At 51.0% G+C, this 15948-nt stretch carries 12 protein-coding genes; 4 read left to right on the forward strand and 8 right to left on the reverse strand.

The window, feature by feature from the left end; all coding sequences use genetic code 11:
• Positions 1–83 precede the first annotated feature (83 nt).
• The 6 genes from HY774_21505 to HY774_21530 all read right to left on the reverse strand — a co-directional run bounded on the left by HY774_21505 (position 84) and on the right by HY774_21530 (position 6322).
• On the reverse strand, positions 84–674 hold the full coding sequence (locus HY774_21505; GenBank protein ID MBI4751063.1) for an ATP-binding protein: 591 nt from the start codon (positions 672–674) through the stop codon (positions 84–86).
• A gap of 155 nt (positions 675–829) precedes the next feature.
• A complete protein-coding gene (locus HY774_21510; GenBank protein MBI4751064.1) occupies positions 830–2827 on the reverse strand; it encodes a SpoIIE family protein phosphatase in 1998 nt (665 codons plus the stop codon).
• Positions 2827–3876: a BMP family protein gene (locus tag HY774_21515; protein ID MBI4751065.1), complete on the reverse strand. Its 1050-nt coding sequence runs from the start codon at positions 3874–3876 to the stop codon at positions 2827–2829. The genes HY774_21510 and HY774_21515 overlap by 1 nt, the downstream gene beginning before the upstream one ends.
• A gap of 63 nt (positions 3877–3939) precedes the next feature.
• On the reverse strand, positions 3940–4119 hold the full coding sequence (locus HY774_21520; GenBank protein MBI4751066.1) for a hypothetical protein: 180 nt from the start codon (positions 4117–4119) through the stop codon (positions 3940–3942).
• 161 nt (positions 4120–4280) lie between these two features.
• The gene (locus HY774_21525; GenBank protein MBI4751067.1) at positions 4281–4832 is read right to left on the reverse strand and encodes a BMC domain-containing protein; all 552 of its coding nucleotides are present in this window, start codon (positions 4830–4832) and stop codon (positions 4281–4283) included.
• Positions 4833–5002: 170 nt separating this feature from the next.
• Complete coding sequence (locus HY774_21530; GenBank protein ID MBI4751068.1) at positions 5003–6322, reverse strand: 4Fe-4S dicluster domain-containing protein; 1320 nt, start codon at positions 6320–6322, stop codon at positions 5003–5005.
• A gap of 219 nt (positions 6323–6541) precedes the next feature.
• Between HY774_21530 and HY774_21535 the strand changes: the two genes are divergently transcribed.
• Both HY774_21535 and HY774_21540 read left to right on the forward strand, forming a co-directional pair.
• Positions 6542–7519: a hypothetical protein gene (locus HY774_21535; GenBank protein ID MBI4751069.1), complete on the forward strand. Its 978-nt coding sequence runs from the start codon at positions 6542–6544 to the stop codon at positions 7517–7519.
• Between the two features lie 60 nt (positions 7520–7579).
• Complete coding sequence (locus HY774_21540) at positions 7580–8212, forward strand: DUF1176 domain-containing protein (protein MBI4751070.1); 633 nt, start codon at positions 7580–7582, stop codon at positions 8210–8212.
• 368 nt (positions 8213–8580) lie between these two features.
• Here HY774_21540 and HY774_21545 read toward each other — a convergent pair whose 3' ends face one another.
• Positions 8581–9642 carry a hypothetical protein gene (locus HY774_21545; protein MBI4751071.1) on the reverse strand — a complete coding sequence of 354 codons (1062 nt, stop codon included), beginning with the start codon at positions 9640–9642 and terminating at the stop codon, positions 8581–8583.
• Complete coding sequence (locus HY774_21550; GenBank protein ID MBI4751072.1) at positions 9626–11446, reverse strand: hypothetical protein; 1821 nt, start codon at positions 11444–11446, stop codon at positions 9626–9628. Before HY774_21550 ends, HY774_21545 begins: the two co-directional genes overlap by 17 nt.
• Positions 11447–11742: 296 nt before the next feature.
• Between HY774_21550 and HY774_21555 the strand changes: the two genes are divergently transcribed.
• Both HY774_21555 and HY774_21560 read left to right on the forward strand, forming a co-directional pair.
• Positions 11743–15501, forward strand: a complete 3759-nt coding sequence (locus HY774_21555) for a protein kinase (GenBank protein ID MBI4751073.1) — start codon at positions 11743–11745, stop codon at positions 15499–15501.
• 149 nt (positions 15502–15650) lie between these two features.
• Positions 15651–15845, forward strand: a complete 195-nt coding sequence (locus tag HY774_21560) for a hypothetical protein (GenBank protein ID MBI4751074.1) — start codon at positions 15651–15653, stop codon at positions 15843–15845.
• Positions 15846–15948: the final 103 nt, after the last annotated feature.

The raw sequence follows: 15948 nt of genomic DNA on the forward strand, positions 1-15948 counted from the left end.
TACTTCCTTGTCTTCAATAAACCTGGACCGAGGTGAAGATGGCATTCTCGATCAATTTCCGCAATTGCTTTGCCTGAGTGGGACTACACCGGAAGTAAAACCATCGTCGTTACCCGGTACAGATCAGGTGACTCACTTGCTGGTTCGACTTTTAAACCCAGGTTGGCGCCATAGTCATTTAAAATAGTCAGCAACCCCATTTGTGATACGCCATTACTGGTCGCGGCTCGCTCCAGGTGCTGGCCATACAACTCGTCAATATCGCTGGTCAGCAGTTTTTTGACATAGTCGCCATACGCCTGCCCGCTGGCTTGATCGGTGTAGTTTGAGACCAAAAAAACCAGTTTCTCATCATAGAGATACAGTGAAATACTCACTGGGAATTTGGCTGATTCCTCATTGTATTTCATGGCATTTTCGAGCAGTTCATTGGCAATGTAGCTCACCGAGCCTTTGATTGTCTCCGGCTTGCCGATTTTATCTTCCGGTAGTTCGTCCCCTGGAAAGAACGTGGCAAAGTAATCCCCGAGAAAATCAGCCGACAACCCATAATTGCGCCAGCGTTGCTTTCGGGGAGCAAATCCGGGTGAAAAATTGATCGTCAAATGTTCGTCGGTACTCGGAAGTATTTCCAGAAAAGCTCCGATTGGCTCAAAATTTGATGAATCGGTCATGCCGGATTGTCCTCATTCTATGTGGAAAAAATGGTTGCTGAAAACGGGTGAAATCAGTGGAACTGAACGGGAAAGGTTTGCGGTTTCAAGATGCTTTACCACACATCCGGCGACCCCGCCAAGCTTTTCATTCCAGGTGGGCTCTGGCAATCCTCTCACGGGGGCGATGCGTGCGGAGGGAATGGCTTTTTCTTAATGACCAGAAGGGTAAGATCGTCGAAGATTTTTTGTGAACCGATAAAAGCTTTGACGTCTTCAACCACGCGGTGCTGAAGGTCAGTTGCCGAAGCCCCGCGATGAGCCGTCAGGACAGCACAGAGCCGGTCTATTCCGTATTGCTCCTGGTCAGGGTTGACGGCTTCAGTGATGCCGTCGGTGTACATCACCAGCACTTCCCCACCTGCCAGTTCAATGTCAATCTGCGCCACAAACTGTGAAATATCCGGTTCGATTCCGAGTGGAAACCCGAGTTCAAAGGTGTCAATTCTTTCAATCTGCCCGGAAGTGCGCAGCACAAGCACATCCTCATGCTGGCCGCTGAGTCGAAACACCCCGGCTTCATATTCCAGGAGCGCAAACGTCATGTTGCGGGCGCTTCGCATCCGGCGGGTATTTTCATAAATCACCCGGTTGATGGTATTCATACATTTCACCGGGTCGGTTTCATCATTGGCCAGCAAAGTCCGAACGGCAGTTTGGGCCATCATCATGACCACGCCGCTTTCGAGCCCATGCCCGGTGACATCGCCAATCCCGATCTTGATCCGTCCGTTGTGCTGCAGGACATCATAATAATCGCCCCCAACTTCATCCGCTGGTGCCATAAACCCGGCGATGTCGAGGTCCGCAATGTTTTGGAGTTCAGCCTCCCTGGGTAAAAGCATTTGCTGGAGTTGCCGGGTGACTTCGAGTTCAGCGCCCATGCGGAGGTTTTCGGCCTTGAGTTGCTGGTTGAGGGTTTCAATTTCCTGAAAGGCAGCCTGGAGTTCAGCAGTTCGCGAAGCGACACGTGCTTCGAGATCTTCGTTGATTTGTTCGAGTGCCTGAAACGACGCCTGTAATTGCGCCGCCATGGTATTAAAAGCCTGGCCAAGCACACCCAGTTCATTGCGGTCAGGGATGTGAACCTGCACTTCCAGGTTTCCATCCCGGATTCGCTGGGCCGCACTGGTCAATCGCTGAAACGGCACCACCACGCGCTGGGCAAACAGAAACCCAACCCCGGTTGCCCCAATCACCACCACCAGCAGGCTGAGTCCCATAGTGAAAATTTGCCGCCGAACCGGGGCATAGGCTTCCGCAGTGGGAAGCTCAACCACCACCAGCCAGTTGAGATTGCGGACCGGGGCCACGGCGCCCAGGACCTCGGCGCCATAGAGCCCATGATAGACGGCCAGTGATCTGGCTTTGGTAATCGTGAGATCCTGCAGGAACGCGAGCCGCGAACCGTCTTCCAACTGAACCGTCTGACCAGTGGTGCCTTTGCGTGAAATCAACCGGTTTCGCGCATCAACCACATAGGTATAGCCGGTGCGGCCAACTTCGGTCTGGGAGGTGACAAAGTTCAGAAATTTCAGGTTGATCCGGGCCAGTAACACGCCATCCACGCTATCCTGGGCATTGCGAATCGGAACAGCAAACGTCGTCACCGGCTGGTTGAGGTCTGGGTCAATCGTTACATCAGCCACAAAATCTTCATGCTTGAAGAACGTGCGGATAAACAGCGATGAATTCCGCATTGGCCCTGGTTTGGCACCGCCATAGGGATTCACCGACGATTGCACGTTTCCTTCGCGATCCAGGACGGCAATCAATTCATACGCCTGATTGTGCCGGGCAAGCCCCTCAAGCATCGTTTGTTTGGTCTCGGCGGGTAAATCCGTGAGTCCCCGAACCCTCGCCAGGTAATTCAATTTTCTCAGCAAATCATCGAGATAGGCATCAATCGTTTCAGCCGCGACCCGTGATCGTTCGCGCTGCAAGCTGTTGGTTTCCTGAATCAGCGTCTGAAAACTGGAATAAATCAGCAGGCTGCCCGTCACCAGCAGGGTCAGCGCCACAATCACCACCAGCCCAAACCGCAACTGGCTGGCAATTGACGACCAGGGGTTGATCGAGACCTCCGATGGTGAAAGTTGAACCGGTTGCGGCATCAGTTTTCCCGGACCTCGCCTGGCAGGGCACCGATTTCAGTGCTGATATTGAGCGCGCCCGTCAAAATCTCTGTTCGCACTTTTTGAAACCTGGCTTCGTCGGCGGGAGGCACGGCGCCTCGAAACGGAGTAAAGCGCAGGATGTCTTCTCGCATTCCAAACTTGTACTGCTTCCCTTCCCACCGTCCCAGTTGGACCAGAGTTGCTGCCTTGAGCAGAAGCAACGGAACATTATCAATGACACTGGTGAGGACTCGCCCTGGTGCCACATCATACTGGTCCTGATTGTGACCAATCACATACACATCCGGCAATTGAGTCACTTCACGAATCGCTCTTAATCCTGGGGCATCAGCATTGATCAATAAAATGTCAAAGCCCTCTCGCGCCAGACCAAGCGCCGTGTCTCTGGCTTTGTTTGGATCAAACCAGGTTTGCAGGTAGGAAATTTTGACTTCGATGTCAGGCTTGATGGATTTGGCACCGATTTCAAACAGTTTGCCTTCTTCAACATAGCTCGGATAATCAAATCCAGCGATGTATGCCACTTTGTTCGTCCGACTTCGGAGTGCCGCCAGCACTCCCGACAGATAGCCCGATTCTTCAAACCGAAATGCAACAGCGCCAAGATTACTGTTATTCCCAGCATAGGTTCCGGTGAGCGCAAACCGGGTTCGAGGAAATTCCTGGGCAATGCTTTCGGCAATCGGAACAAACTCCCCGCCATGCAAAATCACCAGGTCAAACCCGGAACCCGCAAACCGGCGGGCAGCTTCACGAGTACGGGTCGCAAGGTCGGGGCCTTCGAGTTGTTCGACAAAGGCTGTTTCAGCGCTGAATTCCTGTTCGATGAGCTTGAGCCCTTCATATCCAGCCTGATTCCAGGCTTTGTCGGTAGCGGGTCCGGGCAGCAAAAGCGCCACCTTGAAACCGCTCCGGGTTGTCGTGAGTTCAAGCGGCGGGGTTTCCCCCATCAACCAGCATCCGTTCAGCAGGAAGACGGCCACACCAACCAGCCACCAGGTCAGGGGACGAACCAATTTTTTCATGCCAGTTGTGTCCTGAAATTGAATGAGGCTTTCTAATTGAATCACCGATGCTTCGCGGGTTCACTATTTACGATTGGACATTGATATCACTCGTTGCAGAAAGAGTGATTGAGCTTGATAGATTCCGCCCGGAGGGCGCCGGAGAGTAGCCGGTGGTTGCGCTGCTTTGAGCGCCACCACCAGTTCACCGTCCAGTCCCGTCTCGCGCCCGGATGGGCGCTGGATCAACTTCAAATTTTGCAAAACTCACCCCCTGAGAATCGAATTTCTTTTCCAGCGCCCATCCGGGCGCGAATCTGTCTCAACCCGTATTCCGGTGGGTGCGCCTCAAAGCAGGCTTCCCACCGGCTACTTTCCGGCGCCCATCCGGGCGAAAGCCAACCTTTTCACAGCGGAGCTTGAAGTTACACCAGTTCGGTCAAAAGCTCTTTCCGAGGCCGTGGAATGACAACTTTATTGACCAGCAATCCTTTGGCCCCCAACACGGCGGCTCCGGCTGAAACTGCTGCCTGAACCGCCGCCACCGTCCCCGTCATCGTCACAAAAGCTTTCCCGCCAAGTGCCATCGCCAGCCGGATTTCGAGCAACCGAACATCCGCCGTTTTGGCTGCGGCATCGGCGGCTTCAATCAACGACGCGACTGAAAAAGATTCGAGGATTCCCAGTGCTTCCAGTTCGCCATATTGATTGGAGCCATAAATCGCCGGAAAGACCGATTCATGCACATTCGGAATGATAAAGGTATCCACCAGATAGCCACGGGCGACTTCGCATCCAGCCTGGACGCTGGCGGTGACTTCGGCGACGTTTCCCTTCACCATCGTCATGTATTTACCAGAGCAAATCGAACGCGCCAGCAGCAACTCAACCCCTGCCGCTTTCAACATCGTGTCTACCACCAGATAGCCGCACGCAATGCTGGTTAATTCGATGAGACCAATCGAGTTTACTTTCATGATTTTTACAGTTCCTTTTGATTTCAAAGGGGTTTTATACCATCTTGGGCTGAGGGCTGAGGGCTGAGGACTGAAGAAAATGGCTGAAGAACTGGTTTTATTTCATCCCTCATCCTTCATCCCTCATCCCTTTCTGTGCCCCAAGCCCTCAGCTCTCAGCCCTGGATTTCTCAGTCCCTGGTTTTTTCAATCACAACGTTTGGGCTGATTTCGGTGATGACGCCGGTGATGCTGGCGTGAATGCGCGCGCCGAGCTTTCCAGGCGGAATATCAGCAATCAGTTGTCCGGCGCTGACGTGTTGCCCCACTGAAACAACCGGCACGGCGGGGGCACCCATATGCTGCGTGAGCGGGATGTCCACCCGGGCCGGGTCAATCGCCTGAAATTTAAACTCGGTGTGGTGATCGTATTCGGTGACGCCGAGACGGTTCATCAACTGTTTGATTGGCGTCCGGCGGTATTCATACATTGGATGCGGCGTTACCTGGCGATTTCCCTGCCAGGGGATTCCCTGGGCTTTTAGATCGCGCTTGCCTTTGTCACAGGCTTCTTTTGGGAAGAGGTATTCCGGACAGGCATAGAGCGTGCAGAGCCCACAGGCGCAACATAGCTGGGCAAATTGATTCCAGATATTTTCGCCCGTGGCGGTAAACCCAAGGCTGCGCATCACCTTATGGGGCTGGACGTCATAGCCGAGCATATATCGGGGACAGAGTTCGGTGCAGTAACTGCACTGGTCGCAGGCTGATTTTCCAATCCGGTGCATGCTTTGTTCCGGCTGGGATTTGCGCTGCACCAGAGTGTGATCAGTCGGAAGCACAATCAACCCGGCACAGGTTTTGGTAATCGGCAAATCCAGGTTGAATTCGAGCGCCCCCATCATGATCCCGCTCACAAACACCGCAAAGTCGGGAACTGAGGCACCACCTGCCAGTTCAATCACATCTCTGAAGCTGGTTCCAATTGGCACCGTACAGGTTATAGGATGGTTGACGGCGCCGGCCACAGTGATGAATTTCTCAGTCACAGGCCGCCCTTGAAACGCGGCGGCGACGTTATAGAGCGTCTCGACGTTATTGACGACCACGCCGACATCGAGCGGGATGCCCTGGGGTGGGATCAACCGGCCTGTGGCTTCATAGACCAGAATGTATTCATCACCCGAAGGATAGAAATCGCCCAGCAAATGGATCGTGATGGCGTCAGAACCAATCGCGGACCGAATCGCTTCAATCGCTTTTTTGTTTTTTTCCTTGATTCCAATGATTCCCTGCGGCGCCCCGGTTGCAGCCATCAGAATTTTGAGTCCGGCCACGACCTGTTCGGGAAAGTTGACCATGACCTCAAAATCCTTATGGAGCAACGGTTCGCACTCAGCGCCATTGGCAATCACATACTCGACGGTTGAACCGGCTTTGACGTGTGTCGGGAAGCCTGCGCCGCCTGACCCGACCACGCCGCCATCTTTGAGACAATCGGCAATATTCATGATGTGTGTGGATTGATCCTGAGAATGGATTGATCGAATGAATGCAGGCTCAAAGTATTGTACTGCTCAAAAAAACGCAACTTTTTGGAGTGGATTCAACGACCCAACGTTACTCGCCGCTCTGGCACATTGATTGCCCTAGACTCTGAAGAAACAGCAGGAATTAAATTTCAGCCGGAATTTAAAATAAATTTTAAATCTTCAGTTCAGAGGTTCTCTATGGGCACAAAACCCAATAAATTTATAAAAACCACAACGCCCGCCAAAAAAACGGTCTACTACGAGCACCTGGATGCACCAGTCGGCCATCCGGATCTACCGGCAAGTGTTGTGGCGAATTGTTATCTGGACGTCACCAGAGTGCAGCAATTATTCAATTATCTTTTGCAATATCACTACTTGCGTCCATTTGAGCGGCCACTCGATGTGTCTGGAAAAGTCGACGGCTATACCCTACAGGTCCTGGAACTGTTCCAACGGCGGCATAATATCCAGGGTGATGAGCGCAACAGGATGTATATGTCTCCGCAAGGCGAAACGCTCAGAAAGCTCAATCTTGTGGTCAATGAAGTGAAAACGAAGGCCAATCCATCATTCACGTATAAAGGCAGATTTCATCACACACGGTTTTTCCAATTGATGGCCGTGACTTCAAATTTAAAAAAACCATCTCTCGGCGAAACAACCAAAGCCAGCCTTTCCCGGCTGTTGAAATACATCGAAGACGATCAGGAAGTATATGACCTGCGGTGGATGGCCTATATGCTGGCGACCGTGAAGCGCGAAACCAAACATACTTATGAGCCAATCTATGAAGATGGCGGGCCTGGATATTGCAAGAAATATGATAATCGGGCAGATCTGGAAAATGGCCCCCATGACGGCTATCTGTTTCGTGGACGCGGGTATGCTCAACTTACAGGTCGTAAGCTGTATCGTAGAATGAGTGCCCTCTTTGGGGGCGACCTTGAAAATAACCCTGACAATGCACTTGATCACGACCGGGCTTACAAAATTTTGTCCTATGGCATGCGCAATGGCAGCTATACCGGAGTCAAACTGAGCGACTTCATCCAGGGTACCAAGTGCGATTTTGTTGGAGCGAGAAAAATCGTCAACGGCACGGATAAGGACGATCTCATCGCCAACTATGCGAACGCCTTTCTCGATGTGCTATTACATAGCCTGAGAGAGTAATTTATTTTCCCACAGTGGTTTAACCGTTTTAACCAACAATTTTTTTCGGAGTCTCTATCCATGAAATACACTTGTTCATTTCTGTTTTTTATCCTTTTGTTCATTCTGGCCAGTAGCAATCAGGTATTTGGTCAAACATCTCTCAAGAAAACCAACCTCAAGGCACAGGACCGGATGGCCTGGTACAATGAATTGCACTGGGATGAGGCATACAAGCTTCACCCGTTTGCTGATGAAGCTGACAATGACGCCGCCGGAATGGAGTTTTATCAACTTTCCGAGTATCAATATTTAATTCAAATCTTTTGTGCGCCTGGTGCCGGCAACCCGGTTTATCTTTTCTATTTTTATGATGAGTCAAAGCCACGGAGAAAACGTGGTAAACAGATTCAGCTACAAAAATTTGAACCCCAGGACGATGGATCCATCGAGGGGTATTTCGAGAAGGAAATCTTTGGGTTACCGACTTTTAACTATAAAACCAAAACCCTGGAGTTAGACTCAAAATCAAGAGGAGTTGGCGGCTGTGGGTGCCTTGTCCACTACAAATTTGTTGATGGTAAACCAGTTGTGATTCGGGCACGAGCCCGTAGTTGTAATGAATTAAAATGGATCGAACCCGAACGCTGGCCAATTGTCAATCTGAAGAAAGTCCGGTGGGTAAAGCGGGAAGAACAAATTTTTGAAGAGTGAGCCGGGCAAATCCAGTCAGTCATTACCCTACCGCAATGATTTTGACCTCATCCCGCTCATTCGGGAGCACAGACAGTGGCTTCGTGATATTGACACAGTGTTGTTTGGGTTGATGAGATTGACGGCACAATCTCTCGTAACATTCAACACAGGCTAAGTACCTTACCGAAAGTTTCCAGACATTTTAACCACGAAAAACACGAAAAACACGAAAAAGATCAACCACTTACCAAACCCAATATCTCAGGAAACTTATGACAAGGTACTTAATCCAATCGCAAAGGTCATCAGGAAACATAAAAACTTGAGCCGCAATGAGATGGGCTTGAAAATCATGGTTCCTCGGTTCGAAATCACACACTTTTGGATTAGGGGCGATCCTGAAGGAGAGCTTCATCCAGCAGGATTTCCCCAATCACTTTTGCAATATCTTCCTGGTGTTGACCCATTTCCAGCATGGAATACAGATATGGAAGCGCCCGCCGGTCACCAAGCTTTTGGAATGCACGCAGATATGGAATCAATAATTCACGCCGTCGGTTCAGATCAGCGTTCTGAAATTGGGTTTCCACCCAGTTGAATAAACGCGGGTCGGATGTCCCGTTCGGAATACAATCCAGCAAGGCTGTTTCCATCCAGGGGTCCATCTCGGGGTTGAACTTCAGCCACAACAACAGGGTTGGATCCCCAAATACCCTGACAATCGAGACCAGTTCCCGGCGGGCACGCTCATCGCGGGTAACCTCAAGTTCTTTTATGACCGACTCGCGGATGAGGGGGTCACTCAACAAAGCCAGTTGCTTGAGCAGGATAAACTTTTGCGCTGGCCGAGTAATAAACCATTTCCGAAGTACCACCCGTGCCCGTTCAGGATCACTTTCTGCAAGCGCTGCCACATACTGACGCCAGATGGTTCCCCCAATTTCATCCGAGAGCTGCAATCTCATCAGTTGTTCAAACGGTAAAGTTGGCTTGATACTCAATATAGCCTTTAGAATTTGGGACTGAACATCAGGTTCTGACGTTTGCAGATACGCTTCAATCAGCCGCCCAGCCACTGATGGATGGTGCATGTCTGGTAAATTGTAACTGGCAAGCCGGTGTAATTCCTGAGCCAGTTCACCGCACTTTTCAGGTTCCGGCTGAAAAAATTGGAGGAAAAATTCCAACTGGGCTGACTTATCTGTGTTGATTTTCGTGAGGGCAGCCAATGTTTCCCGTGCCATTTCCCGTGATTGGCCAGCAACTGCAACCACCTGAGCCAGATTTTTTTCCAACTCGACGCCAAAATGACACAACACCGCCGCCAGATGGAGCGACTCAGTTGGTGTCAACGTCTCTTTCTGGCGAGCAACCAGCTTTGGAACAAGAACTTCTCGCCAATTGGCTTCAAGGTCTTCATCTAAAAACCCTTTACTGCTCCATTTCATTCTCATCTTTGAAACTCAGATAGCCTGCCGGGTGTGCCGGATTTTCTTTTTTGAGCGCCAGCCACTGTTCCCAGGCGGCAAATGGTTTTTCCATCTGCGCGATGAGACTGATCATTGCAGCTTCAAGGACCTGCCGAACGTGTGGGTGACGCACCCGATCAAGCGCCGTCCGAAGCCGTTCCAAATTTTCTTGATTCGGCGCAAGCTTCCAGAATTGATTTTTTTTCTCAAGCACATTGAAATAGACGTGAGTGTCTGATGTGGAAACTGGAATGGTAAAAAGGGTGCTGTCTTTCTCTGTAATTGAAGCAACCGTCTCAGGCTGAAAAATGGGAAACAGCGAATTGGGAAACCGGACCCGAAACTCAATTGGCCCCAGGCGTTGCCAGGCAGTCTGGGTCTTCAACTGATACACAAATTGACCTGAAAACAACTCCACCTGACTTCCATCGCTCAATTCAAGGACATATTCAGTAGAGAGGACCGAAGTTTGAAAGGGCGCCAGTTCAATCTGGTAGGTCAAAACTTTGGGTTCAAGGTCCTGATACCCCAAAAAACCAGCCAGTCCGCCTAAATGTGCGGCTTGAATGTGTAATGGGTGACGATTTTCTGGGAGTTGAGCCAGTCCACCGATGGCCAGGAAACGATTGGCTTCCGGGTCATACAATTCACCGGTCAAGGAACACAAAACGCGCCCGCCGCCTATCTGACCCCGGAGTTGATCAGACCGGGTTTGAAACCGATGGTATTTGGCGTTTAACTCAGCTTCGATTTCAGGTCTGATCTGCCTCAACACCTGATCCAATCGCCAACTTTCTGATTCATTTTTATCAATTGCAACATACTGCTCAGCGAGAGATTGAGAGAGTCCGGCTGTGTTCCGGACATAAGCGATCAAGGCTTCACGAGCGGCATTGTATTTGAGATATTTTTTGTGGTGGGCAATGACTTGTTTGGCGGCTTTAGCCACCTCTGGACGGGCGGCAATCCAGGTTTGGATTTGAGCCGACCAGCGGGGGAAGTAGACTTGATATCGTTCTGGATGATCGGGGTCGAGAATTGAGATGTACTTTCGAGTTCCCCGCTCTTCATCAATGCGGAGAGTTGGATCAATTTCGGAAATGATCCGGAGGATGGCGACTTGTGGGTCTGAACTAATAAGAAAAGATGAAAATTCTCGTGCAACTTCACCCTCGATTAAATATGGTTTCACTGTGGTTTCGAGCGCATCTGCGGCCCTTGTCGTGAGGCTCACCATACTGGCTCGATTGTTTTTTCCGAATACATAGAAAGTATCGGGTTTATAGTCAGCAGCCAGCCGTTGGAATTCCAGTTTTCGAGCTTGCAACCCAGGAATCGAAGCTTCCCATTCCGCAAGCCAGCGGTTGTACCGATGGCGATCTGCAGCAGACAGCTTAAATGAATACAAATCCTGCAATTCATCCTGAATTGAGAAATCCCTGGTCACGGCCAGAGACCGGCCATCTTGTCTGACATGAAACCAGTCCGTTTGGGCAGCCAAAGCACGAGCCTTTTTATAGTCTTCGGTGTATGTTCCGCGTTGCCCAAAAACCACGCTTGTGACCGGTAACCGGACTGGTTTGGACGACGGGTTGTGAACCTTGCAGATTACCCAGGTGTGATACAGCCGGGGGGTATGCATCCACCAGGGATATATCGTGACGTCAATTTTTTCGTCCAGAAACTGAACCTGAGAAACTGGTTCCTCAGACTGAGATTGAACACGTGGGGATTGATCTGGAAAAAACCAGCCAACCAGGCCGAAGACCAACGCCAGCAACATAAGGTCCTCCTGCAACTGTGAGTGCGGTGACCTGTCACCGCTTTTCCACGCCACGACTTGTCGTGGCCAACTCTCTGTCAGGCTGAAAGTTCCAGCGACAAGTCGCTGGCTGACAAAGCTGCAACAAGTTGCAGCACTCCAAAGAAATATAATCCCTGCGAGAAAGTCAAGTTTTCGCGAGAAGAACTCCAGTCCAACCGAAATTTTCTTTACCCCGCCAATCTCGTTCCCTATACTTTCGAGGCTCACCGGGTCAACTGTATCCTCCATACCTCTTCATCTCGTACTCGACCACAATGGCATTTCAGAAATGGGCGCTCCATCTTTTCCTGGTTGTCGGCTGGACCCTGGCAGCGGCGCTGGTGTCCATTCAGTTTCAAGTCAGCGCCCAACCCCATCAGCTTCGATTTGGTTCCATTGGCCTGGAGCAGGGACTTTCGCAGAGCAGCGTCATGTCGCTGCTTCAGGATCATAAAGGTTTTTTGTGGGTTGGGACTCAGGATGGATTAAACCGGTTTGACGGCCTCGACTTTAAAATCTATCGCAACCACCCCCAGGATCCGACTTCGCTTGCCAACAACTTTGTGAAAGTCTTGTATGAAGACCGCCAGGGCACACTTTGGGTCGGAACCGATGGTGGAGGATTGTGTCGGTTTGATCGAAAAACCGAACGCTTTCAAATCTTTCGTCACGATCCCCACAACCCGACCAGCCTTGGGGCTGATTCGATCTGGGCCATTTGTGAAGATGCCACCGGGGCACTCTGGGTAGGAACCTATGGGGGCGGGGTAAGTCGGTTTGACCCACGTACACAACGCTTTACAGTCTATAAAAACAATCCGGCGAACCCAACCAGCCTTCCAGCCAATATTGTGTTTACGTGCTATCTTGACCGGCAACAGCGGTTGTGGGTTGGGACCTGGGGCGGTGGCCTGTGTCGTTATGACTCGACCTCCGACAACTTTATCCAGGTGCGCCCGCCGCTGACGGATAAGCCTGGATCCACGCCAAAATTCATTTATGGAATCGTATCTGACCAATCAGATAGATTATGGATTTGCACTGGCGGCGAGGGCCTGTTTCGCTTTGACCCAACCTCAGAGCAATTCAAGTCATATCGGTTTGATCCGAATCTCCCCACAACCGTGAGCACGGATTATATTTTCACCCTGTTCGTGGACCGAACCGGGCTGTTATGGGTTGGCACACGTGGCGGCGGAATTTGCCAATACAGTCCAGCCAGTGATGGGTTTCTTCGCATTCCTCTCAAAAATAACTCCACTGGGCCTCTCAGCAATGAAGTTATTCGCTCGTTTTGCCAGGATCGGGCCGGCACCCTGTGGATTGGCACTGAAGGCGAGGGACTTTTTTTCTATGATCCACTGGCCCAGCGGTTCCAAACCTTGAAGTGGACTCCGACAGGGATGCCTGAAACAACCGTCAAATCACTGTATCAGGATTACCAGGGGACACTCTGGGTTGGCACCCGAAGTGGCCTGAGTCGCATTGACGCCCAAACGGGACAGGTCAAAACCTACCAAAATGATCCACGTCGCCCAACCAGTTTGAGTAATAATTCGGTGTTTGCCATTACCCAGGACAAGACCGGGCAACTGTGGGTTGGGACCGATGGTGGTGGCCTTGGCCGATTTGACCCCACGCAAGAAATCTTTGTCAATTACCGCCACGATCCGCTCAATCCCAATAGCCTCACCAGCAATAACATCTCATCCCTGGTGGTTGACCACGAAGGGATGCTCTGGGTTGGGCTCAACGGCCAGGGCTTATGCCGTTTTCATCCACAAACAGCCCACTGGACCCGTTTTCGAACCAACCCGGCTGACGCATCAACACTGAGCAGTGATGCCGTTTATACGCTTCTGGAAGACCAGAAGGGAGATATTTGGATTGGCACGCGCGGCGGTGGATTGTGCCGCTATAACCGGCAAACCAGTTCATTTCAATCATTTCTCAACCAGCCGGGAAACCCTGCGTCACTCAGCGGCAATGTGGTGCTGTCGCTCTTTGAAGACCAGACAGGAATACTCTGGGTTGGAACTCGCGGTGGTGGCCTCAATCGGTTTGATCCCGCCACCCAAACCTTTGAAGCCCTGCGCCAGGCCAACGGACTTCCAAACGATGTCATCGAGGGTATTCTCGAAGATTCAGCCGGCCAGCTCTGGCTCAGCACCAATCAGGGAATTTGTAAATTTGACCCGGTAAAAAGGTCATTTCGAAAGTATGACGCCAGCGACGGATTGCAAGGCAATGAATTTAGCCAGAGTGCGGTTTGTAAAGGACGCGGAGGTGAATTGTTTTTCGGTGGCACCAACGGCATTACTTCTTTTTTCCCCGACCAGGTCACCGAGAATCTCTTTGTTCCGCCAATTGTCATTACAAATTTTAAAAAGTTCAATCAGAACGTCTCGCTGGAAACATCCATCACGGAAACCGACGAAATAACAATTGATTATACTGAAAATTTTATTACTTTTGAGTTTGCGGCGCTGAGTTTTACCAATGCCCGGCGAAATCAATTTGCCTACCGATTGATTGGGTTTGACGATCACTGGATTCCAGCCGGGACCCAGCGAAGCGCCACGTTTACCAACCTCGATGGCGGCACCTATACCTTTCAGGTCAAAGGATCAAACAACGACGGCGTTTGGAATGAAACCGGAGCTTCGCTTCGGATCAAAGTGCTGCCGCCTCCCTGGAAACGGTGGTGGGCCTATGGCCTCTATGCCCTCATATCTACCGCAGGGATTATCGGTGGGGTTCAGCTCCAACTCAACCGGGTTCGCACCCAGGCCAGTATTCGAGAGGCCCAGCTCAAAGCAGAAGCGGCTGAAATCCAGGCTCGCGCCACGGAAGCTGAAAATCGCCGCCGGGCCCAGGCTGAAGCCGAAATGAAGCAAAAAAACGAGCAACTCAATCAGAAAATCCACGAACTTGATCAGGCGAATCAGGAACTGATTCGCTCGCAAATCCAGGCGGACCGGATTTTCTCGGCGCTGGCCAAAGCCCTTCCGGGCACCGTTCTGGAGGGCAAATATCGGCTTGATGAACAAATTGGGTCAGGCGGATTTGGCACTGTCTTCCGTGGAACACACCTGGTCCTGAATATCCCCATTGCCATCAAAATTTTCCGTCCCTCGCCCGGAAATGATAGCACTCTGGCGGTCGAACGATTTCGGCTGGAAGGCATTTCAACGGCCCGAATCCAGCACCCAAATGCCATTCGGGTGCTGGATTCGGGGATTTCCTCCGAAGGAATTGCCTATCTGGTCATGGAACTCCTTGAAGGCAACACCCTGGCCGACGAAATGACACCTGGGCGAATCTTTTCGCTCAAACGAACCGTGGAAATTTTACATCCCGTATGCCTGGCCCTGGCCGAAGCCCATCGGTTGGGAATCATCCACCGGGATATCAAACCAGCAAATATTTTTCTTCACCAAACCGATGGGGTCGAAGTTGTCAAATTGCTCGATTTTGGAATTGCGAAATTATTAGAGGGTGACACCACCGAGGCCGCTCAGAAACTCACATTGACTGGCGGCTTTATTGGGACACCAATCTACACTGCCCCTGAACGATTCCGAAGTGATGACTATGATGGCCGCGCTGATGTTTTCAGCATAGCGGTTATCCTGTTTGAAATGCTGTGCGGACATCACCCATTTGTGGAGACCAAAAATGTTTCACTTGGGGTCATTCTCCATCAACTCTTCAGCACCAGGCCCGAACCCGACAAATCCAACCCCGAGTTACCGCCCGAAGTCGTGGAAGTCATTCTGAAAGGTCTGGAGAACAACCCACAGCATCGTCCGTCAGCCCGAATGTTTGCCGATATGTTGCTGACTGCCGCCAGCCCCTATTTTGATCTGGTGATGAAAACAACAACCATTCATTCACCGCTCCTCGACCTGGCTGAATTACCAACCGAGGCTATTACCAACATGGCGCCAACCAAAAAATCTCCTCAAAAGAAAACCAGGGAAAATATTTCAACCCAACAGGTTACAGATCAATCAAAGACACAGGAAGATTAAACCTGTGGAGTACTCCAGCTTGACGGAGCTTTTTTCACTACCTTAGTGCAAGTCCTCATAAATAATAAATAAGGGATGGAATTTCGGTTTTCGCCCGGATGGGCGCTGGAACCAGAATCGTGAGCAAGTGACAAAACTCCACGGAAAACGTGACCGAACCACACCTCCAGCGCCCATCCGGGCGCGAACCCGTGATGGCGACTCTGTCCGGTGGCCGCGTGTCCAAAGCGACACTTGCCACCGGCTATTTTCCGGCGCCCATCCGGGCGAAAACCAATGTTTCTGCCAGCGAGTGGTTAAATTTCATCCCCCTTTTGTGGGGACTTGTACTCAGGGAGCGTTAAAAAACAACTTCCCGATTTTCATTTGGGTTGAAGCCATTTTCTTTTGAGTTCGGTGGCACTTTCCCTGACAAAAGCTCAGACCCCATTGAAGTCTTTGGATTTC

The organism is Acidobacteriota bacterium (genome assembly GCA_016208495.1).
In the GTDB taxonomy this organism is placed as follows: Bacteria; Acidobacteriota; Blastocatellia; order Chloracidobacteriales; family Chloracidobacteriaceae; genus JACQXX01.

Bases quoted from the DNA above. Each gene is read 5' to 3' on its own strand.
- HY774_21505 (MBI4751063.1), bottom strand. From the start codon at position 674: ATGACCGATTCATCAAATTTTGAGCCAATCGGAGCTTTTCTGGAAATA.
- HY774_21510 (MBI4751064.1), bottom strand. From the start codon at position 2,827: ATGCCGCAACCGGTTCAACTTTCACCATCGGAGGTCTCGATCAACCCC.
- HY774_21515 (MBI4751065.1), bottom strand. From the start codon at position 3,876: ATGAAAAAATTGGTTCGTCCCCTGACCTGGTGGCTGGTTGGTGTGGCC.
- HY774_21525 (MBI4751067.1), bottom strand. From the start codon at position 4,832: ATGAAAGTAAACTCGATTGGTCTCATCGAATTAACCAGCATTGCGTGC.
- HY774_21530 (MBI4751068.1), bottom strand. From the start codon at position 6,322: ATGAATATTGCCGATTGTCTCAAAGATGGCGGCGTGGTCGGGTCAGGC.
- HY774_21535 (MBI4751069.1), top strand. From the start codon at position 6,542: ATGGGCACAAAACCCAATAAATTTATAAAAACCACAACGCCCGCCAAA.
- HY774_21540 (MBI4751070.1), top strand. From the start codon at position 7,580: ATGAAATACACTTGTTCATTTCTGTTTTTTATCCTTTTGTTCATTCTG.
- HY774_21545 (MBI4751071.1), bottom strand. From the start codon at position 9,642: ATGAAATGGAGCAGTAAAGGGTTTTTAGATGAAGACCTTGAAGCCAAT.
- HY774_21550 (MBI4751072.1), bottom strand. From the start codon at position 11,446: ATGTTGCTGGCGTTGGTCTTCGGCCTGGTTGGCTGGTTTTTTCCAGAT.
- HY774_21555 (MBI4751073.1), top strand. From the start codon at position 11,743: ATGGCATTTCAGAAATGGGCGCTCCATCTTTTCCTGGTTGTCGGCTGG.